Annotated in this window: 23 protein-coding genes and 5 pseudogenes; 16 read left to right on the top strand and 12 right to left on the bottom strand. The window is 72.9% G+C overall.

The window, feature by feature from the left end; translation table 11 throughout:
* The first annotated feature begins 7 nt into the window (after positions 1-7).
* Genes O1G21_RS05260 through O1G21_RS05245 form a run of 4 tightly spaced genes read left to right on the top strand, consistent with a single transcriptional unit; the run spans position 8 to position 4,075 of the window.
* Positions 8-1,231: an arginine deiminase gene (locus tag O1G21_RS05260; RefSeq protein ID WP_270141208.1), complete on the top strand. Its 1,224-nt coding sequence runs from the start codon at positions 8-10 to the stop codon at positions 1,229-1,231.
* 25 nt (positions 1,232-1,256) lie between these two features.
* Entirely contained in the window at positions 1,257-2,261 is a 1,005-nt protein-coding gene (argF, locus tag O1G21_RS05255; RefSeq protein ID WP_270141207.1) for an ornithine carbamoyltransferase, read from the top strand.
* A 2-nt stretch (positions 2,262-2,263) separates the two neighbouring features.
* Positions 2,264-3,259: a carbamate kinase gene (locus O1G21_RS05250; RefSeq protein WP_270141205.1), complete on the top strand. Its 996-nt coding sequence runs from the start codon at positions 2,264-2,266 to the stop codon at positions 3,257-3,259.
* Between the two features lie 27 nt (positions 3,260-3,286).
* The gene (locus O1G21_RS05245; RefSeq protein WP_270141203.1) at positions 3,287-4,075 is read left to right on the top strand and encodes a ribosome hibernation promotion factor; all 789 of its coding nucleotides are present in this window, start codon (positions 3,287-3,289) and stop codon (positions 4,073-4,075) included.
* A gap of 262 nt (positions 4,076-4,337) precedes the next feature.
* On the opposite strand, the gene O1G21_RS05240 is transcribed toward O1G21_RS05245, so the two are convergent.
* The 3 genes and pseudogenes from O1G21_RS05240 to O1G21_RS05230 form a co-directional block, all read right to left on the bottom strand.
* Positions 4,338-5,222 carry a universal stress protein gene (locus tag O1G21_RS05240; RefSeq protein ID WP_270141201.1) on the bottom strand — a complete coding sequence of 295 codons (885 nt, stop codon included), beginning with the start codon at positions 5,220-5,222 and terminating at the stop codon, positions 4,338-4,340.
* Complete coding sequence (locus O1G21_RS05235; protein ID WP_270150776.1) at positions 5,219-5,539, bottom strand: hypothetical protein; 321 nt, start codon at positions 5,537-5,539, stop codon at positions 5,219-5,221. The genes O1G21_RS05240 and O1G21_RS05235 overlap by 4 nt, the downstream gene beginning before the upstream one ends.
* 83 nt (positions 5,540-5,622) lie before the next feature.
* A pseudogene (locus tag O1G21_RS05230) lies at positions 5,623-6,152 on the bottom strand (oleate hydratase); the annotation flags it as partial.
* 371 nt (positions 6,153-6,523) lie between these two features.
* Between O1G21_RS05230 and O1G21_RS41690 the strand changes: the two are divergent.
* Positions 6,524-7,359, top strand: a pseudogene (locus O1G21_RS41690) (universal stress protein).
* A 91-nt stretch (positions 7,360-7,450) separates the two neighbouring features.
* Here O1G21_RS41690 and O1G21_RS05220 read toward each other — a convergent pair.
* The 4 genes from O1G21_RS05220 to O1G21_RS05205 all read right to left on the bottom strand — a co-directional run bounded on the left by O1G21_RS05220 (position 7,451) and on the right by O1G21_RS05205 (position 10,849).
* Complete coding sequence (locus O1G21_RS05220; RefSeq protein ID WP_270141197.1) at positions 7,451-8,725, bottom strand: NAD(P)/FAD-dependent oxidoreductase; 1,275 nt, start codon at positions 8,723-8,725, stop codon at positions 7,451-7,453.
* A gap of 118 nt (positions 8,726-8,843) precedes the next feature.
* Positions 8,844-9,275: a nuclear transport factor 2 family protein gene (locus O1G21_RS05215; RefSeq protein ID WP_270141195.1), complete on the bottom strand. Its 432-nt coding sequence runs from the start codon at positions 9,273-9,275 to the stop codon at positions 8,844-8,846.
* Between the two features lie 7 nt (positions 9,276-9,282).
* Positions 9,283-10,086 carry an MBL fold metallo-hydrolase gene (locus O1G21_RS05210; protein WP_270141194.1) on the bottom strand — a complete coding sequence of 268 codons (804 nt, stop codon included), beginning with the start codon at positions 10,084-10,086 and terminating at the stop codon, positions 9,283-9,285.
* A gap of 193 nt (positions 10,087-10,279) precedes the next feature.
* The gene (locus O1G21_RS05205; RefSeq protein WP_270141192.1) at positions 10,280-10,849 is read right to left on the bottom strand and encodes a hypothetical protein; all 570 of its coding nucleotides are present in this window, start codon (positions 10,847-10,849) and stop codon (positions 10,280-10,282) included.
* Between the two features lie 169 nt (positions 10,850-11,018).
* Between O1G21_RS05205 and O1G21_RS05200 the strand changes: the two are divergent.
* From O1G21_RS05200 to O1G21_RS05190, 3 genes and pseudogenes are all read left to right on the top strand, one after another.
* Positions 11,019-11,474: pseudogene (locus tag O1G21_RS05200) on the top strand (RNA-guided endonuclease InsQ/TnpB family protein); the annotation flags it as partial.
* Positions 11,475-11,613: 139 nt separating this feature from the next.
* Positions 11,614-12,465, top strand: coding sequence for a PhzF family phenazine biosynthesis protein (locus tag O1G21_RS05195; RefSeq protein ID WP_270141190.1), 852 nt, complete (start codon positions 11,614-11,616; stop codon positions 12,463-12,465).
* A 126-nt stretch (positions 12,466-12,591) separates the two neighbouring features.
* Positions 12,592-12,996 carry a helix-turn-helix domain-containing protein gene (locus tag O1G21_RS05190; RefSeq protein ID WP_270141189.1) on the top strand — a complete coding sequence of 135 codons (405 nt, stop codon included), beginning with the start codon at positions 12,592-12,594 and terminating at the stop codon, positions 12,994-12,996.
* A gap of 48 nt (positions 12,997-13,044) precedes the next feature.
* Here the strand turns inward: O1G21_RS05190 and O1G21_RS05185 are convergent, their stop codons facing one another.
* Entirely contained in the window at positions 13,045-13,776 is a 732-nt protein-coding gene (locus O1G21_RS05185) for an MBL fold metallo-hydrolase (RefSeq protein WP_270141187.1), read from the bottom strand.
* 79 nt (positions 13,777-13,855) lie between these two features.
* Here O1G21_RS05185 and O1G21_RS05180 point away from each other — a divergent pair, with 79 nt between their 5' ends.
* The 4 genes and pseudogenes from O1G21_RS05180 to O1G21_RS05165 form a co-directional block, all read left to right on the top strand.
* Positions 13,856-15,127, top strand: coding sequence for a phosphotransferase family protein (locus O1G21_RS05180; RefSeq protein ID WP_270141185.1), 1,272 nt, complete (start codon positions 13,856-13,858; stop codon positions 15,125-15,127).
* A gap of 42 nt (positions 15,128-15,169) precedes the next feature.
* The gene (locus O1G21_RS05175) at positions 15,170-15,739 is read left to right on the top strand and encodes a hypothetical protein (protein WP_270141183.1); all 570 of its coding nucleotides are present in this window, start codon (positions 15,170-15,172) and stop codon (positions 15,737-15,739) included.
* A 5-nt stretch (positions 15,740-15,744) separates the two neighbouring features.
* Positions 15,745-16,404, top strand: a complete 660-nt coding sequence (locus O1G21_RS05170) for a hypothetical protein (protein WP_270141181.1) — start codon at positions 15,745-15,747, stop codon at positions 16,402-16,404.
* 56 nt (positions 16,405-16,460) lie between these two features.
* Positions 16,461-16,667, top strand: a pseudogene (locus O1G21_RS05165) (helix-turn-helix domain-containing protein); the annotation flags it as partial.
* 122 nt (positions 16,668-16,789) lie between these two features.
* Here the strand turns inward: O1G21_RS05165 and O1G21_RS05160 are convergent.
* On the bottom strand, positions 16,790-17,047 hold the full coding sequence (locus O1G21_RS05160; RefSeq protein WP_270141179.1) for a ferredoxin: 258 nt from the start codon (positions 17,045-17,047) through the stop codon (positions 16,790-16,792).
* Entirely contained in the window at positions 17,044-18,264 is a 1,221-nt protein-coding gene (locus O1G21_RS05155; RefSeq protein ID WP_270141177.1) for a cytochrome P450, read from the bottom strand. Before O1G21_RS05155 ends, O1G21_RS05160 begins: the two co-directional genes overlap by 4 nt.
* A gap of 623 nt (positions 18,265-18,887) precedes the next feature.
* Between O1G21_RS05155 and O1G21_RS05150 the strand changes: the two genes are divergently transcribed.
* From O1G21_RS05150 to O1G21_RS05140, 3 genes are all read left to right on the top strand, one after another.
* Positions 18,888-19,973: an S-(hydroxymethyl)mycothiol dehydrogenase gene (locus tag O1G21_RS05150; protein WP_270141175.1), complete on the top strand. Its 1,086-nt coding sequence runs from the start codon at positions 18,888-18,890 to the stop codon at positions 19,971-19,973.
* Positions 19,973-20,602 carry an MBL fold metallo-hydrolase gene (locus O1G21_RS05145; RefSeq protein WP_270141173.1) on the top strand — a complete coding sequence of 210 codons (630 nt, stop codon included), beginning with the start codon at positions 19,973-19,975 and terminating at the stop codon, positions 20,600-20,602. The genes O1G21_RS05150 and O1G21_RS05145 overlap by 1 nt, the downstream gene beginning before the upstream one ends.
* A gap of 61 nt (positions 20,603-20,663) precedes the next feature.
* Positions 20,664-21,065, top strand: a complete 402-nt coding sequence (locus O1G21_RS05140; RefSeq protein ID WP_270141171.1) for a pyridoxamine 5'-phosphate oxidase family protein — start codon at positions 20,664-20,666, stop codon at positions 21,063-21,065.
* Between the two features lie 11 nt (positions 21,066-21,076).
* Here the strand turns inward: O1G21_RS05140 and O1G21_RS05135 are convergent, their stop codons facing one another.
* A complete protein-coding gene (locus O1G21_RS05135) occupies positions 21,077-21,481 on the bottom strand; it encodes an SRPBCC family protein (RefSeq protein WP_270141169.1) in 405 nt (134 codons plus the stop codon).
* Between the two features lie 182 nt (positions 21,482-21,663).
* Positions 21,664-21,975: an ArsR/SmtB family transcription factor gene (locus tag O1G21_RS05130; RefSeq protein WP_270141167.1), complete on the bottom strand. Its 312-nt coding sequence runs from the start codon at positions 21,973-21,975 to the stop codon at positions 21,664-21,666.
* Between the two features lie 124 nt (positions 21,976-22,099).
* On the opposite strand from O1G21_RS05130, the pseudogene O1G21_RS05125 reads away from it, so the two are divergent.
* Positions 22,100-22,270 (top strand): annotated as a pseudogene (locus tag O1G21_RS05125) (pirin family protein); the annotation flags it as partial.
* Positions 22,271-22,750: the final 480 nt, after the last annotated feature.

Raw genomic sequence — 22,750 nt, 5'->3', positions numbered from 1 at the left:
ACCATCGATGAACACCCTGCGTGTCGACTCCGAAGCCGGCCGCCTGCGCCAGGTCATCCTGCACCGCCCCGGCCTCGAACTCGCCCGGCTCACGCCCCGCAACGTCGACGATCTGCTGTTCGACGACATCCTGTGGGCCAAGCGCGCCCGCGAGGAGCACGACGCCTTCGCCCAGGTGCTGCGCGACCACGGCGTCCGCGTGCACCACTACGCCGACCTGCTCGGCGAGACCCTCGCCCTGCCGCCGGCCCGGGCCTGGCTGCTCGGACAGATCGTCACTGAGGCCACCGTCGGTCCAGCCCTGGTCGACCTGGTCCGGGCACTGTGCGAGGACCTCGACGGCCCGACCCTCGCCGAGTACCTGATCGGCGGCGTCCTCAAGGACGACCTGCCGCTGAAGAGCCCGCACAGCCTGGTCTGGAGCGCGCTGGGGGAGCAGGACTTCGCCCTGCCGCCGCTTCCCAACCACCTCTTCCCGCGCGACAACTCCTGCTGGATCGGCGGGCGTTACAGCCTCAATCCGATGGCCCGCCCGGCCCGCCGCCGGGAGACCCTGCACACCGCGGCGATCTACCGCTTCCACCCGCTGTTCGCCGAAACCGCGCCTCCGCTGCTGGACGGCACCGTCCGGGCCCCGGGCAGCACCCTGGAAGGCGGCGACGTCCACGTCCTCGCCGAGGGCGTCGTGATGGTCGGAATGGGTGAGCGCACCACCCCGCAGGCCGTGGAGACCCTCGCCCGGCAGCTGTTCCTGACCGGCACCGCGCACCGGCTGATCGCCGTCCGGCTGCCCGAGAGCCGCGCCTTCATGCACCTGGACACCGTCCTGACGATGATCGACCGGGACGCCTTCGCCGTGTACCCAGGCCTCGCCGACCGACTGCGCTCCTGGACCCTGACACCTGCCCCCGAGCGCCCTGCCGGCTTCGACGTCCGTCCCGACGCCGACCTCGCCACCTCGCTCGCCGAGGCCCTCGACCTGGACAAGGTGCGCTTCCTCTCGGCCGAGCAGGACATGCGCGCCGCCGAGCGCGAACAGTGGGACGACGGCAGCAACTTCCTCGCCCTCGAACCCGGCGTCGTCGTCGGCTACGAGCGCAACACCACCACCAACACCTACCTGCGCAAGCAGGGCGTCGAGATCGTCACCATCGCAGGATCCGAGCTCGGCCGGGGCCGCGGCGGCCCGCGCTGCATGAGCTGCCCCATCCAGCGCGACCCCGCCAACTGACCACCCCCACAAAGGAGAAACCGCCATGACCACCGACCTGCACGGCCGCCACTACCTGGACGAACTCGACTTCACCGCCGCCGAGATCCACCACCTGCTCGACCTCGCCGCCGAGCTGAAGGCCGCGAAGCGGGCCGGCACCGAGACGCCCCGGCTCACCGGCCGCCGTCTCGCGCTGATCTTCGAGAAGAACTCCACCCGCACCCGCTGCGCCTTCGAGGTCGCCGCCGCCGACCAGGGCGCCACCACCACCTACCTCGGCCCGGACAGTTCCCACATCGGCCACAAGGAGAGCGTCGCCGACACCGCCCGCGTCCTCGGCCGGATGTACGACGCCATCCAGTACCGCGGCTTCGACCAGGGGACCGTCACGGAACTCGCCCGCCGCGCCGGCGTACCGGTCTACAACGGTCTCACCGACGCCTGCCACCCCACCCAGAGCCTGTGCGACGTCTTCACGATGCGCGAGCACAGCGGGAAGCCGCTGGAGGAGATCTCCTTCTGCTACCTCGGCGACGCCCGCAACAACACCGCCAACTCGCTGATGGCGATGGGAAGCCTGCTGGGCATGGACGTCCGGATCGCCGCGCCGCGCGCACTGTGGCCCGAGCCGGAGCGCGTCGCCGCGTGCCGGGCGCTCGCGCTGGACGCCGGGGCCCGCCTGACCGTCACCGAGGACGTGACCCAGGCCGTGCGCGGAGCCGACTACCTCTACACCGACGTGTGGGTTTCGATGGGCGAGGACCACGACCACTGGCCCGACCGCATCGCGCAGTTGCTGCCGTACCAGGTCAACGCCAAGACCCTCGCCGCCACCGGCAACCCGGGCACGGCCTTCCTGCACTGCCTGCCGGCGCTGCACGACACCCGCACCGACCTCGGCGCCGAACTCGCCGCCCGACACGGACTGGAGGGCCTCGAAGTCACCGATGAGGTCTTCGAGTCGCCCGCCTCGCTGGTGTTCGACCAGGCCGAGAACCGCATGCACACCATCAAGGCGATCCTGGTCGCCACCCTGGGGAGGAACTGACCGTGCGCATCGTCGCCGCCCTCGGCGGGAACGCCCTGCTCCAGCGGGGCGAACACCCGGACGCCGAGGTCCAGTTGCACCACGTCCACCAGGCGGCCCGCTCGCTCGCCGAGCTCGTCGAGGCCGGGCACGAGGTGGTGATCACCCACGGCAACGGCCCGCAGATCGGCCTGCTCGCCGTCGAGAGCGAGACGGACCCGGCCCTCACCGCGCCCTACCCGCTGGACGTGCTCGGCGCCCAGACCCAGGGCATGATCGGCACCCTGCTCGCGCGGGAACTGATGAACCGGCTCCCCGGACGGGAGGTCGCCGCCCTCGTCACCCACACCGAGGTCGACCCGCACGACCCGGCGTTCACCCACCCCACCAAGTTCATCGGCCAGCAACTCAGCGCGCAGCAGGCGAAGACCCTGGAACGCGAGCGCGGCTGGACCACGGCGCCGGACGGCGCGCACCACCGCCGCGTCGTTCCGTCGCCCGAACCGCGGGCGGTGCTCGAAGCGCCCCTCGTCCGCCGCCTGCTGGGCGGCGCAGCAGTGGTGATCTGCGGGGGCGGCGGGGGCGTCCCGGTCGTCCGCGACCGCGACACCGGCCTGCTCCGGGGAACCGAGGCCGTCGTCGACAAGGACCTCACCGCAGCCCTCCTCGCCGAGCAGCTCGACGCCGACGCCCTGCTGATCCTCACCGACGTCACGCACGTGTTCACCCGCTACGGCACCGCCCACCCCGGCCCGCTGGTGACCACCACACCCGAGCGCCTGCGCGCGCTGGACCTGCCCGAGGGGTCGATGCGGCCCAAGGCCGAGGCCGCCGCCGCGTTCGCCGAACGGACCGGAGGCCTGGCCGTCATCGGCCCGCTCGACAATGCCCTCGGAACCGTCCTGGGAACCACCGGGACCACCGTCCGCGCCGCCCTGAACGGCGCGGGGAAGGGCCGTGCGGCCCTGCCGACGGGCCGCGCGGCCGACCACGGCGCCCTCCGGCACCCGGCAGTCTGAAACCACATCCGAAAGGCAGGGCTCCTGATGAACCGTCTGCACACGCCGATCGCCCACGACATCCAGGTCGAGACCCGGGGAGAGGTGTCCCTCGCCGCGCCGGACTACGCCAAGGCGAAGCTGCTGGCCGTCGTCGAGCGGCAGCACGAGCCGGTGCTCGCGGCCCGGGTGAAGCTCACCCAGGAGAGCAACCACGCCGTCGTCAAGCCGGCCATCGCCCAGGCCGTGGTGGACCTCAACGGCCGCCCCGTCCGCGCCCACGTGGCGGCCGCGACCATGCAGGAGGCCGTCGACCTGCTTCAGGACCGGCTGACCGCCCGGCTCGCTCGGGTACACCGGCACCGCGACCCCCGCCGCCAGCATGTCCCGGCCGGTCGCGGTGCCTGGGACGACGAGGCGGCCCGTGAGCACCGCCCGCACCGGCGAGGCCTGGCGCCGGAGGAGCGGCGGATCGTGCGGCACAAGGCTTACAGCCTGCCCAGCCAGAGCGCCCGGGCCGCCGTGTTCGAGATGGAGGCCATGGACTACGACTTCCACCTGTTCACTGACGCCACCACCGGCTGCGACAGCGTCGTCTACCGCGACGAGCGCGCAGGCGGGCACCGCCTGGCCACCGCCGGGCCCGTCGGCGAGCCGGAACCGGGACTCACCGTGAGCACCGCCGGGGTGCCGGAACTGGCGGTGGCCGAGGCGGTGTCGAGGCTCGACCTCACCGGGTTGCCGTTCGTCTTCTTCACCGACACCGCCACCGGGCGGGGCAACGTCCTCTACCACCGCTACGACGGCCACTACGGCCTCATCACGCCCGCGCGGTAGCGGCTGGAGGAGCCGCGCCGAGGACGTGGAGCCGGGGACGGGTGAGACCGTCCCCGGCTCGCGCCGTTCCGGAACCCGGAGCAAGGGCCCGGCGCCAGCCGTACGGACCGCTCACCCCGGGGAGGCGCCGCAGTCCGCCGTCGGGCCCCTCACCAGGTACATCCACCACCGCCGGCACCCCGCCGGACCGTACGGGGGCAGGAGAAAAGGCGGTGGGCCCCACGCCTTCGTGGGGCCCACCGCCTTCGGGCGTGGTGTCCGGTCAGTCGTGCGGCACGACCGCGACCGGTGCCTGCGCGTGGTGCAGTACGGCGTGCGCGACCGGGCCGAGCCGAAGGCCGACGTGGTGCGGGCGCCGCCGGCGGCCGACCACCACGACGGAGGCGCCGATGGAGGCGTCCACCAGCGCCGAGGAACCGGTGCCGATCCGGCTGTCCTCGACCACCTCGACCTCCGGGAACTTCTCCCGCCAGCCGGTCAGCGCCTCGGTGAGCAGTTCGCCCTCGATCGCCCGGAACTGCTCCGCCTCGGCCAGCGGGGGCACCCAGCCGGCATAGCCCCAGACTGGCGGCGGCTCCCAGCCGTGGACGGCGCGCAGGACGGCTCCGCGCCGGGCGGCCTCGTGGAAGGCGAACTCGACGACCTCCGGGGAGGGGCCGCGGGTGTCGACGCCGACGACCACCTCGGGCCGATCGGGGCCGCCGGGCCGCTCGGACTCCCCGGCGCGGACGAAGACCGCCGGCACCTCGCACCGGCCGGCGACGGCGAGGCCGACCGATCCGACCAGCAGGCCTGCGAAACCCCCGAGTCCCCGCGAACCGAGGACCAGCAGTTCCGCGTCGGAGGCCTCCTCGGCCAGCGCCTCGGCCAGCGCATTGACCGGCTCCGCGCCCCCGATCAGCTCTGCCCGGATCTCCAGACCAGGGTAGGAGTCGAGGACCGCCTGCTTGGCGTCCGAGAGCATCCGGGTGGTCAGCGCGCGGACGTCGGCCGGCTGACCGGGGTCGGCGTGGATGTCGTCCAGCCAGGTCTGAGCGTGGACCAGGCGCAGGGTGAGACCGCGGCGGACGGCCTCGGCGGCAGCCCAGCACGCCGCGGCGGTGCTCTCGGACGAGCCGTCGACACCGGCCAGTACGTATGTGCTCATGGGTAATACTCCGGTTCTCGTGCGGTGTCAGGGGAGTGCCGCCACGTGCGGGTGCGGACCAGCGTCGCCGAGATCAGCGGGCGGGTCCAGGGTCGTCCGGGCCTTCGGCGCGGGCCGGAAGTCCCTCGGTGGTGGGGGAGTGGCGGGCGGCCCGCCGGACTCCCCCGTCTCCTGGGACCGAAGGCGGTCTTCAGGGCCTGGAACGCCGTCTTCGGATCGAGCAGGGCGTGGTGCACCGGCGGGACGGACCTGTCGAGGCCGAGCAGCCGGTAGACGGCGTGCATGGCGCCGCGTACCGAGTACTCGACGGTGAACACCACGTCCTCAGGGATCTCCACGACTGCCCGGGGAAGACGAAGTTGCGGGCGCCGTGCGGGATCACCAGCGGACGGTCGCTGACGTCGCGCCGTGCGAACTGGCTGGTGATGTAGGGCATCGTCACCGTGGTCACGGTGGTGGTCGCGCGGACCTCGTCGGCGATGTCGCCGAAGCCGAGCTGGCCGACCAGCTCGTCCAGGACCTCCCGGCCGGTCGACTCCGCCATGGCCTTGCCGGTGTGCTCGCCCGGGGTGTCGATGAACAACCCGTAGCCCCACAGGGTGAACACGTCCTCGGGCTGGCCGTCGAAGTGCGGCGGGCGAGGCACGACGATCGACATCAGCCACGGCGAGTCCTTGAAGGTCATGAGAGCGCCGGTGCCGGGGGCGTTGCGACTGAACGCCTCGATCCGCTTGAGCAGGACGGGGCTGCGCATCGTCAGGGTGAAGGACTCCCAGGCGGCTTCGGCGACGTTGCCGTTGAAGACGGCGGCCGGCCGAGGTCGGGGGCCTTGCGGGAGAGCGTCTCCCACAGGGCCCAGCCGCCGTCGCGCTTGTCCCGGACCAGCTCGGGCACGGTGTCGTCACCGCCGTAGGCGGCGTCCGCGGTCATCGAGCCGAGCGTGAGCCCGGGTCTCTCTGGTGCTGTCGATCATGTTCCGTCCAGTCTCGGGGAGCTGCGTCGTACGGCGCGCCTGCACCGATCGGCAGGCTCCGCCAGACTCCGTCCTCGGGGGGCGCCGGCCCAGGGCCGGGCAGTCCGGGAACGCAGGGCCACAGGTCCTGTCCGTCCGGTCCCGACGTGCCCCGACCGGCCCTGTGCGCCACCGCGTCCCGGCGGTGACGACGGGGCGGAACGCAGCTGCCGGGTGCCGCGCCCGACGCCCCAGAGGAGACCTCAGCCATGTCCGTCCCCCCGTCTCCCGCCGGACCCAGGGTTCCTGACCGAGGATCAGGGGGGCCGTCATCGAGGAGACAACCACCGTGGAGCTGCCCGTCACCGTCGGCGTCGACACCTCCGAGGCGAGCCTGGCGGCCGCGGACTGGGCCGCGCGCGAGGCGCTGCTGCGCGGCCGACCGCTCCGCGTCGTGCACGCCCTGCCCCTGATGCCCCACCCGCTGCCCGGCCGGACGGCAGGGCAGCCGTCCGACAGGGGCGGCCTGCTGCACGAGGTGCGGCACGTCCTCGCCGTGCGCCACCCCGGAGTGCTCTTCCACACGAGGAGGTCCACGACGTCGCCACGTCGGCGCTCTGCGCCGCCGCCGAGGACGCCGAACTACTGGTGGTCGGGACTCGCGGCGACGGCGGCTTCGCTGGCCTGCGGGTCGGGTCCGCTGCGCTGTACCTCGCGGCCCGGGCCAGCTGCCCTACTGTGCTGCTCCCGGCCGAGTCGGCGGGCCCGGAACAGCGCGATCAGGTGGTGGTGGGCGTGGACGCCCGCCGCCCCGCCGAGGCGGTGCTGGAGTTCGCGTTCGCCGCTGCGGCACGGTACGGCCTGTTGCTGCGGGCCGTGCACGCCACCGTGGTTCCGGTGGCCGGGCCAGCCGCTTCGGTGGGAAGCACGGCCCCCGTCCCTGCGCCAGTCGCGGCAATCACAGCCCGGGTGGACTGCGCACGGTGCCCAGGCAAGGCCCTGACGCCGTCGCCGCTCATGTGGCATGGAGGTGCTGAACATCACTGGCCGCCGCGAGGCTGCGCCCGCTGTCCGCCGCGCGGTCGAGTGCGCGAGCGAGTGCACGGACGGCTTCGCCGGGCCTGGGAACGGCACGGTTTCTCCCTGCTCGCCGAGGGTGTGTACGCCTGCCGGATGGAGCCCTGACCACCGAACCGGCCCCGTCCGTGTGAATCCCTCAGCGGTGAACGGACGGGGCCTTGGTTGGCTGCTCGTCGGCCAGGGCTCCGGTCGGGTCTCAGACCTCGTCGAGGGGGACTTTCGGGTTCGCCAGGCGGTCGGCGTCCACCACGCGCTTGGAGGCGATCAGTTCGCGGATCGGGTCGGTTACATCCCAGACGTTCATGTTCATACCGGCGAGGACCCGGCCGTCCTTGAGCCAGAACGCGATGAACTCGTTGGCCTTCACGTCCCCTCGGAACAGGACCCGGTCGTAGCCGTCGGGCTCGACGTAGCCGAGGTATTCCATGCTCAGCTTGTCCCGCGAGGCCACCGGCTCGTTCGGATGCCGGGGTGTCCACTCGGCATCCGTGAAGAAGTACGGAACCCGGTCGTACACCGCGTCCGGCTGCCCGAGCATCGCGCGGGCGGCGGTCTGGGGCTGGTTGAGGGCGTTGGCCCAGTGCTCGACCCGGAGGTGCTTGCCGAACAGCGGGTGGAAGGCGTTGGCGACGTCACCCGCCGCGTAGATGTCTGGGTCGGAGGTGCGCAGGTGCTGGTCGGTCTTGATGCCGTTGTCGACCTCCAGCCCGGCGGCCTCGGCCAGGGCGGTGGCGGGGGAGATGCCGATGCCGACCACCACCGCGTCGGCCGCCACCTCGCTGCCGTCGCCGAGCTTCACGCCGCTCACCGTGCCGTCGGCGCCGGTCAGTTCGGTCACCTGGACGCCGAAGCGCAGGTCCACGCCGTGGTCGCGGTGCAGGTCGGCGAAGACCTGGGCGACCTCCCGGCCGAGCACCCGCAGCAGCGGCAGCTCCAGCGCCTCCAGGACGGTGACCTCGGCGCCCGCCGTACGGGCCGCGGCCGCCACCTCCAGGCCGATCCAGCCGGCGCCGATCACCGCGATCCGGGCGCCCGGTCGCAGCGCTGCCTTGATCCGCTCGCTGTCCTCGACCCGGCGCAGGTACAGCACGCCGTCCTGGTCCGCGCCGGGCACCGGCAGTCGGCGCGGCGCCGAGCCGGTGGTCAGCAGCAGCTTGTGGTAGGCCACCTCGCCGTTGTCCGTGAGGGTCACGGTGCGGGCGGCCGGGTCGATCGCGGACACCGCGGTGCCCAGGCGCAGCGTGACGTCGTGCTCGGCGTACCACTGCGGCGGGTGGACGTAGATCTTCTCCCGGGCGTCCTTGCCCAGCAGGTAGCCCTTGGACAGCGGCGGCCGTTCGTACGGGCGCTCGTGCTCCTCGCCGATCAGGACGATGCGGCCCCGGTACCCGGCCTCGCGCAGGGCCTCGGCGGCCTTGGCACCGCCCAGGGAGGCCCCGACGATCACGATCGGCCGCTCGCTGCCCGCCATGCCCAACTCCTTGCTCTCCGTTGAAGATTCAGGGGCCAGCCTGCCGCTGTCCGGGTGGTGTGTCGAGACCGCGATGGGCGCGCCGCATGACGCTCGCCCGTTCGGGTGAACGGCGCGGTCAGGGCGTCATCGCGTCCCTGACCAGCGCGGTGTCGGTGAACTGCTCGAAGCGGACGATCCGGCCGCCGCGCACCACGAAGTGGTGGGCGACCCGGACCGCGAGCGCCTTTCCGGTGGTCTTGTGGACGGCCGTGTAGCGGGCGAGCACCACCACGTTCTCGCCGTCCACCACGTAACTGTCGTCGTGCGTCGTCCAGCTGTCCCACTCGGCGGCCAGGCGCTCCATGACGTTGGCGGTGACGCCCTTCGGGGTGCGGTAGGTGCCGGCCAACGGGAAGCCGGCCATCTCCGTCCACTCGACGTCCTCGGCGAGGGTGCCGCGCAGTGCGGCCAGGTCGCCCCGGGCGGAGGCCAGGTACTGGCGGCGCACCACGTCGGCCGGGGCGGGGGACTCGGCGAAGCCCTCGACGTCCCTGGGGATCTCGATCACCGTGCGCTCACCTCCACGCCATCTCGCCCTTGGCGACCTTGGTGCCGATGTCGACCGCGATCCGCAGCCCCAGCTCCGGGAAGCGCCGCTCCAGTGCCTCCTTGGCGGCGGCCGCGTCCGGAGTCCGGCCCAGCTCGGTCTCGAAGGCGCGCAGGTAGGCGCGGGTGTGGTCGATGGCGTTCAGGTCGGTGGGGGCGTCGGCGACCCGGTGGCCGGCCGCCACCCAGGTCGGGTGGAGCGCCTCCATGCCGTCCAACAGGTCGATCCAGGCGGCCCGTTGGGCGGAGGTCGGGGTGTCGGCGGTCCACACGTGCAGGCCTTCGAACAGCAGCACCCCGCCGAGCACCGCGCGGTGGTGGTGCTGCCACAGGTAGTGCCGGTCGGGCAGGTGGAAGTCGGCGCCGCGCAGCTCGAACCGGTGGCCCTCGAAGACGATCTCGTCCCCGGGCAGCACTTCGGGCCGCACCAGCCGGGTGGGCAGCTCGGGGCCCAGGCGCGCCCAGGCGCGCAGCTTGTCGTCGAAGGTCTCCTGGATGTGCTCCACGGTCGAGGCGGTGGCCAGGAAGCGGGCCCGGGGGAAGGCGTCCTGGACCTCCTGGGCGCCGAAGTAGAAGTCCGGGTCGCCGTGGCTGACGAACACGGTGGTCAGCCGCTTGCCGCTCGCCCGCACCCGTTCGACCAGCCGGCGCCCGTCGGAACGGGTGAACCCGGCGTCCACCAGCAGGGCGTCGTTCGGGCCGGTGACCAGGACGGAGGTCTTGTTGAGCGAGCTGTCGGGGGAGTCGATGATCTCGAAGTCGAGAGCGCTCATGCGCCCACCTCGCTTCGCTCGGTGAGCGGTTCGCGCAACGCGCACCTTCCGATGATTCGCTGACTTCGTTCGCTCATGGTGTGTGCAGTCCTTCCTCGGGCCGGGCACGCCTCGTCGCCAGGATCGGGGCCGGGGGCCCGGTTCGCATCCGGAGGCTCGGCCGATCGCGCTCCCTGCCAGGGGCGGGCCAGGATCAGTGCCGGGTCCAGAGGGTGAGGTCGCTGCTGGTGGCCACGGCGAGGGTGCGGCCGGTGGGGGAGAAGCCGGCGGCGCGGAAGGTGGACCAGGAGGAGTGGAAGACGTGCCACCACGTCTCGCCGTGCTGCCCGTTCCGTTCCGGCCCCTCGCCATGGACGAGCAGGACGCGGTGGCTCGGCCACTCCGGGGAGATCACCTCGACGCCCCAGCCGCCGGCGGCACCGCTGTGCAGTCCGCCGCCCCACAGGCCGGCCACCGGGATCCGGACGTCGGCGACCGGGCCGAGGCCGGGGCAGGAGAGGTCCGGTCCGTCCGGGTCATCCTCCGGGTCGTAGTCGCGCTCCAGCTTCTCGCCCGTCACCGCGTCGAACAGGCCGTGCCCGCTGTTGGAGACGGTCAGCACCAGGTCGTGCCCCGTCTCCGGATGGACGGCGAAGCCGATGCCGAGCAGTCCACCGACCGGGACGATCCCCCGACCGACCTGCCGCCACGGCTCGGGTGGGGGGATCACTTCGGCGGCGACGACTCGGTCGTGGAGCTGCTGCTGGTACGGGGTCAGGGCCATGCGGATGATCATCCCATCTGGTCGGTGCTACTCCGTCGGCCCCGGCCGCAGCACCGCCAGCGCCCCGACCGCCGTGGTCACCGCGAGCCCCCCACAGCAGCCCGGGACCGGAGGCCAGCAGTGCCGTCAGCACCGCCGGCGCCGCCGCCCGGCCCCCGAGGACAGCTAGACGACCACCGCCATCGCCCGCACCTACGGCACGGTCGTGGTCGAAGCGCTCACCATCACGAACATGGTCAAGTCCGCCAAAGGAACGACCGAAGAGCCAGGGAAGAACGTCGCCTAAAAGGCCGGGCTGAACCGCTCCATCAACGGCGAGGCATGGGGCCGCACCGTCACCATGCTGACGTACGAGACCGCCCGGCACGGCGGCACCCTGGTCAAGGTCCCCGCCCCCGGCACCTCCCGGCGCTGCTCCGTGTGCGGCTTCACCACGCCCGGCAGCAGGAAGTCCCAGGCCGTGTTCGTGTGCAAGAACCCGGACTGCGGCTGGTCGGGCGACGCCGACCACAACGCGGCCCGGAACGTCTTGCACCTGTACCGGATGGGCCTCGCGCTCATCCCGGCTGCCGGAAGGGCAGTCGTCAGGCGCGCGAAGCGCGTCAAGCCCGCTACCGCAAGGTGAGCAGGAATCTCCCGGCTTCAGCCGGGAGAGCACTTCAACAGTTGGACCTGTCCGGCAGCGCCCGGCTGGGCTCGGACTTCCTGGAGGCGGTGCTGCGGTGAGCGGGAACAGCGACCGCCGGCGGGACGTTCGTCCGGTCATGACCGACGACGCCCCTGAGATCCTCCGCTACGCCGCCTTCGCGATCCGCCCCGAGGGCGGCAACCCGGCGGGCGTGGTGCTCGACGCCACCGGACTGACCGAGGAGCGGATGCTCGCCATCGCCGCCGAGGTCGGGTACTCCGAGACCGCCTTCCTGACCCCCGGCGAATCCCAAGGCACCTACCGCGTAAGGTACTTCAGTCCGCTCACCGAGGTGCCGTTCTGCGGGCACGCGACGGTGGCCTCCGCCGTCGCGCTGGCCGAGCGGATCGGTCCCGGGCGGTACGTGTTCGGCACCGCCGCCGGCGACGTCCCGGTCGAGGTCGAGCGCGGTGCCGACGGCCTGCGGGCGACGCTGACCAGTGTCGAGCCGAAGGTCGAGGAGGTGCCGGCGGCGGACGTCGAGGAGGCGCTCGCCCTGCTCGGCTGGGCGGCCGGCGACCTGGACCCGGCGCTGCCGCCGCGGATCGGCTACGCCGGCGCCCGGCACCTGGTGCTCGCCGCCGGCACCCGGGCGCGACTGGCCCGCCTGGACTACGACTTCGACGGCCTGGCCGCCTTCATGCGCGCCCGCGACCTGGTCACCCTGCAACTGGTCTGGCGGGAGGCCCCCGAGGTCTTCCACGTCCGTGACCCGTTCCCGGTCGGCGGCGTGGTCGAGGACCCGGCCACCGGCGCCGCCGCGGCCGCCTTCGGCGCGTACCTGCGCGAGCTGGGCGCGGTGGCGGCCCCGGCGGTGCTGACGCTGCACCAGGGCGAGGACCTCGGCCGCCCCGGCGTGCTGCGGGTCGAACTGCGCGCCGAGGACGCCCGGGTGCGGGTCTCCGGTACGGCGGTGGCGATCCGGTAGCACCCGGTCCGGCCGGGGACCAGATCCGGCGGGGGTCCTGACCTCCGGCGGGCGGGGCCGCTCTTCCCGCCCGCCGGACTACCGCGCGGCCCTCGCCGAGGACGGCGCCGCCGGACAGGCGCCCCAATGCCTGCTCAGCATGGGCCCGTTGCGCACCCTGCCCGGCGCCAAAGGCAGCGGCTGACCCCCGTCCGGCCCGACCTCGCGGTCACCGGCCTGACCCGGCCGCTCGAACTCGCCGTGCTCGCCCACCAGGAGCAGCTCGCCGAGCTGCGCACCGCCTTCACCGCCGCAGAGCAGGCCTACCAGGACGTGATGAGACAGGCCCAGCTCCCGATCCGCCTGCTGGCCGGCGAGGAGATCAGCCCCGCGCTGGAGAAGGCCATCGCCTCCCGCCTGGGGATGAGCACCCGCACCGTCTCCAGCCACGTCCAGAAGGCCAGCGAACTCCTCGGCAGCCGCAGCCGCGGCCACCTCGGCTACATCATCGCGCGCGAGGGCGTCCTCGAAGAACAGCTCGACGAACCCTGACGAATCGTCAGACATGCACCCCTCGGCAGGGCTTCGGGCAGCGAAGCGTCAGCAGGGCAGCACCAGACCCTCCTCCGCCACGAGCACCTCGCCCGTGAACGCGCTTCCGGCCTCGGCGGCCGACCCGTCGCGGTCGCCGCCGGGCCAGAAGTGGGTGAGGAGCAGCCGGCGGGCCCGGGCCCGGGCGGCCCAGGCCCCGGCCTCGACGGCACTCAGCAGGTGCGGGTCGCGGTCGGGGCCGCGGAGGGTGGCTCCGGCGATGAACAGGTCGGCGTCCGCTGCCAGTTCGGCCAGCGCGTCGCCCGGCCCGGCGTCGCCGCTGTAGCCGAGGACCAGACCCGGGGTGGTCAACCGTACGCCCGCGTGCGGGACATGGTGCGGCAGCAGCGCGGACTCCAGCCGGAACGGCCCGACCCGGTGGCCGTCCGACGGGAGCCGGTGCACCTCGAAGACCTCGCTCAGCTCCTCGGTCGGCTCCATCGCCTGAACCCGCTCGACCACCCCGGGGGTGCAGTACAGCGGCAGCCGGGCGCCCCGCGGCTCGGCGAAGTAGCGGGCCCGGCACAGCGCGCTCAGATCGGCGCAGTGGTCGGGGTGCTCGTGGGTGATCACGACGGCGTCCAACTCCCCGGCGCCGCAGTGCTCCAGCAGCCGGGGGAGCGTCCCGTAGCCGAGGTCCAGCACCAGCCGGAACCCGTCGTACTCCAGCAGGAACCCACTCGCGGCCCGCCCGGCCTCCGGCCAGGTCCCGCACGTTCCCAGGACCGTCAGTCCGCGCATGGCAGGATGCTCTCACAGCCCGGTCGTTCCCGTGGAAAACCGTTCGCGTTCCCGGGGCTCCGTCGGCGAAGCTGCCGGGATGCAGCGAGCGAGCAGCCGGACCGTGACGGTCGATCTCACCTACGGGGACGAGTACTTCGGGCAGGTGGGCCCGTTCGAGGTGGCCCTCGGATGGTGGTCCGCCGTGGACGGCGTCGTCGCACGGGTGACGGAACTGGCCGGAGTGCCGGTGCTGGTGACGCGACTGGTCGACGGGCACAGCGACGACCCCGGCCACGGCGGCCGGGTGCGCTACCACGCCGAAGCGCTCCAGCGGCCGACCGCCCTCGACCCCCGCCCGCCGGCCGGCGAAACGGTTGCTCGCCTGGCGCCCGCCGCCCGGCGCGCCGCCTGGGCCACGCCGGAGGGCCTGCGCGCGGCGCTGACCTGGGCGCAGGCGCGGCTCGCCGCCGTGGGCCGCCCGGCCGCCGCCGCGCGGCAGATCCGCACCTGGAACCTGTCCGCGCTCTTCCGCTTCCCCACCGCCACCGGCACCGACGCCTGGCTGAAGACCACCAGCCCGCGGTTCACCGCAGCGGAGGGGGAGGTCATCGGGCTGCTCGGCGGCGTCGATCCCTCGCTCGTCCCGACCGTCCTCGCCGCCGACCCCGCCCACGGGTGGCTGCTGCTCGACCACGTCCCCGGTGAGGACGGCTGGAGCCCGTCCCCCGGGACCGTCGCGGACGTCGTGCCACGCTTCGTCGCCGCCCAGGCCGCGCTCGCCGAGCGCCCGGCCGCGCTCGCGGGCCTGCGCGACCGTACGCCCGCCGCGCTGCACACCCAGCTCGTGGCGCTGTTGGACCGGCTCCCCGTCGAGACCGACCTGACGGCCGAGGAGCTGGACCGGCTGCGGGAGTTCGCCGTCGGCCTGCCCGCGCTGCTGGCGGAGCTGGCCGCCTGCGGGCTCCCGGAGACGCTGCTGCACGGCGACTTCCACCCCGGCAACTGGCGCACGAACGACGGCAGCCCAGTCGTGGTCGACTACGCCGACGCCTGCCTCGGCCACCCGGCCCTGGACGGCCTGCGCCCCCGGGCCTACCTCACTGCGGAGGCCTGGCGGCACCACGCCGGGGTGTGGACGGCAGCCTGGCGCCGGCACGCCCCGGGCTCGGACCCGCAGCGCGCCCTCCACCTCGCCGAACCGCTGTACCACCTGTCGTACGCCCTGCGGTACCAGGAGTTCCTCGACCACATCGAGCCCAGCGAACGCCCGTACCACGAGGGCGACCCGGCTGCCGAACTCCGCGCCGTGCTCGCCTGCGGGCGCCGGGCGGGACGCGAGCTCCCAGGGCAGGAGGTTTCGACCCGCTGATTGTGGTCAGCCGCTGGGCACCGAAGGACGAGGGAGGACCTGATGTCAACCGGGACCCTCATCGCGATCATCGTCCCCGTGGTGGCCGTGCTGCTCCTGGCCACCGCGGTGCTGTGGTACGTGAACCGCCGGCGCCGACTGCAGCAGCGGTTCGGCCCGGAGTACGAGCGCGCCGTCCGCCGTGCCGGTAGCCACCGGTCCGCCGAGCAGGATCTGCGGGAGCGGGAACGACGCCACGACCAACTGAGGATCACGCCGCTGCCGCCGGACACGAGACGGCAGTACACCGAGGACTGGACGCGGGTCCAGCAGGAGTTCGTCGACCGGCCGGGCGAAGCCGTCCAGCACGCCGACCGGCTGGTCACCCTGTTGATGCACGACCGCGGCTATCCCACCGAAGGCTACGAACAACAGCTCCGGGACCTGTCCGTCGATCACGGGCGGACGCTGGAGCACTATCGCAAGGCCCACGCGATCAACGACTCGGCCCGACGGGACGACGCCACCACCGAGGAGCTCCGGGGCGCGATGGTGCACTACCGCGCGCTGTTCGCAGAGCTCCTGAACGGTGACGAGCCCCCGGACCGGGGTGCCGGGGCCGAAAGGAGATGACCGGGATGTCGCACATGCACTTCGACGACAAGGGGCGGATGACCGCCGAGAACACCGCCGCCGCCGAGGAGGAACAGCGGACCGGGCCCGCTGAGGACGCCGCCGCGGTGTTCGGCTCCGAGGAACGCGGGGAAGGCGGGGAACGCGAGGAACGCGGGGAACGCGAAGAACCCGGGGAATCCGAGGAAGGCGGGGAAGGCGGGGAACGCGAGGACCGAGGGGAATCCGAGGAACCGGAGGAGGGCGCGCAACGAGCCGTCTTCCCGGGCGAGGCCACCGAGGCCACCGGGCGACCGCCCGAGGAGGCGGCCGAGCACCGGGCACCGGCCGAGGAGGGCAAGGCCCCGGAGCGGCCGGACGCCGACCGCAGTCCCGACGCCGACCGCAGCCCCGACGGCGAACCGCTGCTGCCGGCCGAGGAGGCCCGGGAACTGCGCGAACGCTGGCAGCAGGTGCAGACGGACTTCGTCGACGATCCCCGGGAGGCCGTCCACTCGGCCGACGCCCTCGTCGCCGACCTCATGCAGCGGCTGTCCGAATCCTTCGCCGACCGCCGCAGCAGTCTGGAGAGCCAGTGGAACCGCGGTGACGAGGTCGAGACCGAGGAACTGCGGGTCGCCCTCCAGCAGTACCGCACGTTCTTCAACCGCCTGTTGCACAACTGAGGGAGGAGGACCGTCTCCCCCGGCATAGACTGCCCGGGTGGAACGCACGCCCCCCGGTGCCGCGGCCGGTGCCGTCGCCGGTGTCGCCCGAGCTGCCGTTGCAGGAGCTGGAGTGCTTCTCCGTCCTGGTGCACCAGTTGCACTTCGGGCGGACGGCGGAGCTGCTCGGCGTCTCGCAGGGGCGGGTCTCGCAGCTGATCAAGCGGTTGGAGGGCCGGGTCGGTGCGCCGGTGTTCGAACGGACCAGCCGCCGGGTCGAGTTGACCGAGCCGGGCTCATCGATCCAGCCGGGCTCATCGATCCGGCCGGCCCGGCGAGCCGTCCGTCCGGCCCGGCGAACCCCGGTGCCGCCTGCCGCATCCGCGGCGGGCGACACCGGGGCCGGTCACTCCGCCGGGGCGATCCGGTACCCGCCGTGCGCCGAGTGGAGGGCCAGTGCCTCGACCGGGCAGTACTCCACCGCCTCGGCCAGCCCGTCCGTCAACTCCGCGCCGCCGTCGGCATATCGGTCGACCGGCCGGGCCCGTCCGTCGGCGTCCAGGGCCAGTGATTCGGGGGCACTCAGGGCGCACATCCCGGAGCCGATGCAGCGGTCCCGGTCGACCCGGACCACCACGGCCTCCGCACCGGAGGAGCCCGTCACCAGATGACCCGCAGCGAGTCGGGGCTGCGGGTGAGCAGCCCGCGCCGCCAGTCGACGTCCTCGACCGGGTCGGCCATCCGCAGCGCGGGCAGCCGCCGGGCGAGCCGGTGCAGGGCCAGTTCGAGCTCCATCCGGGCCAGCCAGGCGCCCAGGCAGTGGTGCGGTCCGGCGCCGAAGGTGAGCATCGGCGCGGCCAGCGGGGAGAACAGCTCGGTGCGCAGGTCCCCGGTGAAGACCTCCGGATCCTGGTTGGCGGCGCCGGTGTCGGCGGCGACGACGCTGCCGGCCGGGATGACCACCCCGCCGATCTCGACGTCCTCCACCGTGCGGCGCAGCAGCCCGGGCATGTGCTCCGTGACGTCGCCGAGCGGGACGGCCCGCAGGATCTGCTCGGTCGCGGCGGCGGCGCTGGCCTCGTCGGAGGCGAGCCGCTGCCAGGCGTCCCGGCCGTCCTGGAGCAGGTAGACCAGGGCGTTGCCGAGACTGGTCATGGTGGTCTCGTGCCCGGCCACCACCAGGCCGATGACCAGCGCGACCAGCTGGCCCTCGGTGATCGAGCCGTCCTCGGCGGCGGCCGCGAGCAGGCTGCTGACCAGGTCCTCGCCCGGGTCGGCGCGGCGCTCGGCGATCACCTCGGCGCCGAAGGCGGCGAACTCGGTCATCGCGGTGCCGATCGCCTCGGCGCTGAAGGCGGTGGTGGAGAGCGCGTGGTCGCTCCAGTGGGCCAGCCGCTTGCTGTCGAGGTTGTCCAGGCCCATCAGCCGGCTGATCACCGCGACCGGCAGCGGCCGGCTGTAGGCGGCGACGATGTCGGCGGGGGAGCCCCGGTCGATCAGTTCGTCGATCAGCGACTCGACCACCGAGGCCACCCAGGGCTTCCAGCGGGCGATCGCGCGCGGGGTGAACGCCCGCTGCACGGTGCGGCGCAGCCGCTGGTGCTCGGTGCCGTCGATGTTCAGCATGCTCTGCGGATCGTCCAGGATGTTCGGCGTGACCATGAGCGGCGGGGCGTCCGGCGCGTAGAGCGGGGCGCGGCCCAGGCGCGGGTCGGTCAGCACCTGCCGGACGTCGGCGTGCCGGCTGACCAGCCAGACCGGGGTGCCGGTGGGCAGCGCGGCGAGTCGGGGCGGGCCGGGTTCCAGGTGGCGCAGGCAGTGCATCGGGGGGAGCGGGGCGGTGCCGGTGCCGGCACCGGTCGCACTGTTCTCGGTGGACATCCGTACTCCAGACTCCAGGGCAGGGACCGCGGGGGCGGCCCGACGGGGGGTGGATCCGGGGTTCGTGCGGGGACGGGTGGTTCGGCCGGGGCGGCTCGACTCGGGGCCGGCGGTGCGGGTGGCGCGGGGAACGACGTGGCGCGGTGGTTCCGGGGTGCGGCGGACCGGTTGGTGCGGTGGTGCCGGGGAGGCGCGGGCCCGCGTGCGGGATGGCGCGAAACGTGCGGGGGCGTACGGTCGGTGCGCGCCCGGCACGTGCGGCGCGCGGTGGCGTGCCGTCAGATGGGACGGATGTGCTGTGCGTGGTCGCGTGGACCGTCTCTGCTACGACCGTACGTGGGTGGCGGGGCGTCCGTCAGCGGCACTTCCAGCCAACGGCGGTGCTTTCCGGGCAGTTCGTGGCACGCTGACGAGCGCTCAGCGCGAGCCGCGCGCCCCCTGGAGCCGGACCGCGCGGGATCGGGCGCCGCGTGAGCCGTGGTCAGGCGGCGGATATGCCCGCGGCACGTGTCGGATACCCTTCGTGGGCGGACGCACCGGAGTGCTTCTAGAGTTCTCCTGCAGTCGCTCGTCGCAGGTCACGCCGGTGCAGAGCCGCACCCGGCCGACGGAGGTGGAATCGGATGGCCCAGCAGGTCAAGGCAGTCATCGCGCGTGCCAAGGGCGCGCCCGTGGAGGTGACCACGATCGTGGTGCCGGACCCGGGGCCGGGCGAGGCGGTGGTCCGGATCCAGGCGTGCGGCGTCTGCCACACGGACCTCCACTACCGCGAGGGCGGCATCAACGACGAGTTCCCGTTCCTGCTCGGCCACGAGGCCGCGGGCATCGTGGAGTCGGTCGGCGAGGGCGTGACCGAGGTCGAGCCCGGCGACTTCGTCATCCTCAACTGGCGTGCGGTGTGCGGCCAGTGCCGCGCCTGCAAGCGCGGGCGTCCGCAGTACTGCTTCAACACCCACAACGCCAAGCAGAAGATGACGCTGCTGGACGGCACCGAGCTGTCCCCGGCGCTGGGCATCGGTGCCTTCGCCGAGAAGACCCTGGTCGCGGCCGGGCAGTGCACCAAGGTCGACCCGGCCGCCGAGCCGGCCGTCGCCGGCCTGCTGGGCTGCGGCGTGATGGCGGGCCTCGGCGCCGCGATCAACACCGGCAACGTCGGCCGCGGCGACACCGTCGCCGTGATCGGCTGCGGCGGCGTCGGCGGGGCGGCGGTGATGGGCTCCCGGCTGGCCGGCGCCTCCGAGATCATCGCGGTGGACATCGACGACCGCAAGCTGGAGACCGCCCGCAAGCTCGGCGCCACCCACACCGTCAACTCCCGCACCACCGACCCGGTCGAGGCGATCCGCGAGCTGACCGGCGGCAACGGCGCGGACGTCGTGGTGGAGGCCGTCGGCCGCCCGGAGACGTACCAGCAGGCCTTCTACGCCCGCGACCTCGCCGGCACCGTCGTCCTGGTCGGTGTGCCGACGCCCGAGATGACCCTCGAACTGCCGCTGCTGGACGTCTTCGGCCGCGGCGGCGCGCTCAAGTCCTCCTGGTACGGCGACTGCCTGCCCTCCCGGGACTTCCCGATGCTGATCGACCTGTACCTCCAGGGCCGCCTGGACCTCGGCGCCTTCGTCACCGAGACCATCGCGCTCGACGCGGTGGAGCAGGCCTTCGAGCGCATGCACCACGGCGACGTCCTCCGCTCGGTGGTGGTGTTCTGATGGCCGCCCGGATCGACCGGCTGGTCACCGCCGGGACCTTCGAACTCGACGGCGGCAGCTGGGAGGTGGAGAACAACGTCTGGATCGTCGGCGACGACGAGGAGGCGGTGGTGATCGACGCCGCGCACGACGCCGACGCCATCGAGGCCGCGCTCGGCGGGCGCCGGCTGCTGGCGATCGTCTCCACCCACGCCCACAACGACCACGTCGACGCCGCCCCGGCCCTGGCCGAGCGCACCGGCGCGCCGATCCTGCTGCACCCGGACGACCTCCCGCTGTGGAAGCTCACCCACCCCGAGCGGCTCCCGGACGGCGAACTCACCGACGGCCAGCGGATCGAGGTGGCCGGCACCGAGCTGACCGTGCTGCACACCCCCGGCCACGCGCCCGGCGCGGTCTGCCTGTACGCGCCCGGGCTCGGCACCGTGTTCACCGGCGACACCCTGTTCCAGGGCGGCCCGGGCGCGACCGGCCGCTCGTTCTCGCACTTCCCGACCATCATCGACTCGATCCGGGAACGGCTGCTCTCCCTCCCGGCCGACACGGTGGTGCGCACCGGCCACGGCGACCCGACCACGATCGGAGCCGAGGCCCCGGCCCTGCCGGAGTGGATCGCCCGCGGCCACTGATCTCCGTGCCGGCACGGCCCCCGGGAGTTGATCGTTTCCCGGGGGCCGTACCATCGCGATCATGGCCCACGACCCGCGCGACCTCGACGACGCCTTCCTCGCCTTCTGGCGCGAGCGGCACATCTCCACCCTGACCACCACCCGCCCCGACGGCACCCCGCACGTGGTGCCGGTCGGCGTCACCTTCGACCCGGCGACCGGAACGGCCCGGGTCATCACCAGCCGCACCAGCCGCAAGGCCCGCAACGTGGCGGCCGCCGGGCCCGAGGGCCTGCCGGTCGCGGTCTGCCAGGTCGACCGGGCCCGCTGGTCCACCCTGGAGGGCGTCGCCGTGGTGCGCGAGGAGCCCGAGCAGGTCACCGACGCCGAGCGCCGCTACGCCGAGCGCTACCGCACGCCGCGGGAGAACCCGGACCGGGTGGTCATCGAGATCGCCGTCGAGCGCGTCCTCGGCCGCGCCTGACTCCTTGCTCCTTACTCCGCGAGTGCCGGGGCGATCCGGCGCAGCACCGACGGCCAGCCCTGCCCCATCCCGTGGTGGGCCTGCCGGCCCATCGGGGTGTCCAGGTCGAACCCCGCGTGCTCCAGCAGCAGCCGCGTCCCGTGCCCCTCGGGCACCAGCCGCCAGGTCACGGTGGTGTCCAGCGAGCCCGCGCCGAAGCCGTACCGCAGCAACCGCTCCACCTCCACCTCGACCACCTCGCACGGCTGCTGCCCCCACGGCCCCATGTCCAGGGTGAACCGGTGTCCGACCACCGCCTTCACGTCTCCGGCGGCCCACCACCGCGCGTGCAGCTCCGGATCGGTCAACGCCTCCCACACCCGCGCCGGCGGGTACGGCAGGAACTCGTCGCAGTGGATCGCGGCCTTCTCGGTCATGAACTCTCCTCGTCCAGGAGCCCGTGCAGCGAACGCATCCGCGCCCACCAGTAGTGCTCGTACGGGTAATGCATCCCCCTGACCTGCGGAAACCGTATTCACCAGTTTTCCCTGGTCAGCAGCGTTTTCACCCCTCGTGTGCCCGGAAAGTGCCCTGTGATGGCTCTCTCCGGAGGCGCTCGTCAGCTCTCCTTCTCGAGGACATCGCGCAGCGATCGCATCCGCTGTCTCCAATACCGCTCAAACGGATGGAGCCACTCCTCGACCTCGGCGAGCGGATCGGGCTCCAAGTGGTAGTACCGATGCCGTCCGCGTGGCTCCTCGCGCACTAGCCGGGCACTCTTGAGTACCGCCAGGTGCTCGGAGACTGCCGGTCTGCTGAGTTCGAAGTCGCCCGCCAGCTCGCCGGCCGCGCGAGGCCCGCTCCGGAGGCTTTCCAGCAACCTGCGCCGCACCGGGTTGGCCAGCGCACTGAAGACATCGACGTCCGCCATGACGCCATCATGCGTCGGGGATTCCCGACACGTCAACTTCTTCCGACCTGTGACGCGCTCTGGCGGACGATGGGGGGTGGCGGGGTGTGGGCCGCCAGGGTCGATGGGCCTCGGGGTTCGGCTGATTGCCATGTGGTGGAACTTCATCGGCCGATCCGGTGAGGAGATCGTACAGGCGCGGAACGACTGGGAGAAGGGCTCGCGATTCGGTGAAGTTCATGGCTACGACGGCGCCCGGTTGCGGGCCCCAGAGCTCCCGTCGATCCCACTGAAGGTGCGCGGACGAATGCGCTGACCTGTGGAAACGTCGCTTGCGGATTGTGTCTGGTGCTTGCTGGCCGGTGCACCCCGGGCGCGCCTCAGACCCTGGCGTGGGGCGCGCCCCAGCGTCGTGCGGGCCGCTCTGGAGGCTCGAAATGAGGGCTTGCCGATTCTCATGTTTGGCCACGTGTGACAGGGTCTATCGGATTGATGCGGTTCAGGCACGGATTCCGTGAAGTCGATCGTGCTTCCGTGCGCTCGGTGACGCTCCGTCCTATCCGGGTGGATGCTGACCGCGTGTGAGGTGAACTCCTTTCTGCTTCCGCATCTCGTGGGCATGCGGATCGAGTGCATGGAGGTGCGGGACGGCCGCGTGGTGATCGAGGCATCGACGCCGGAGGCCGTGCCCGTGCCGTGTCCAGACTGCGGGGCGCCGTCCGATCGGGTGCACAGCCGGTACGGACGGAGGCTGGCGGACTATCCGGTGACCTGCCCGGCCCGATCGGCAAGCACG

The sequence above is a fragment of the Kitasatospora cathayae genome (assembly GCF_027627435.1).
GTDB classification, from domain to species: domain Bacteria; phylum Actinomycetota; class Actinomycetes; order Streptomycetales; family Streptomycetaceae; genus Kitasatospora; species Kitasatospora cathayae.
The sequence above is the reverse complement of the archived record's forward strand: the minus strand, read 5'-3'. Positions and strand labels throughout refer to the sequence as shown.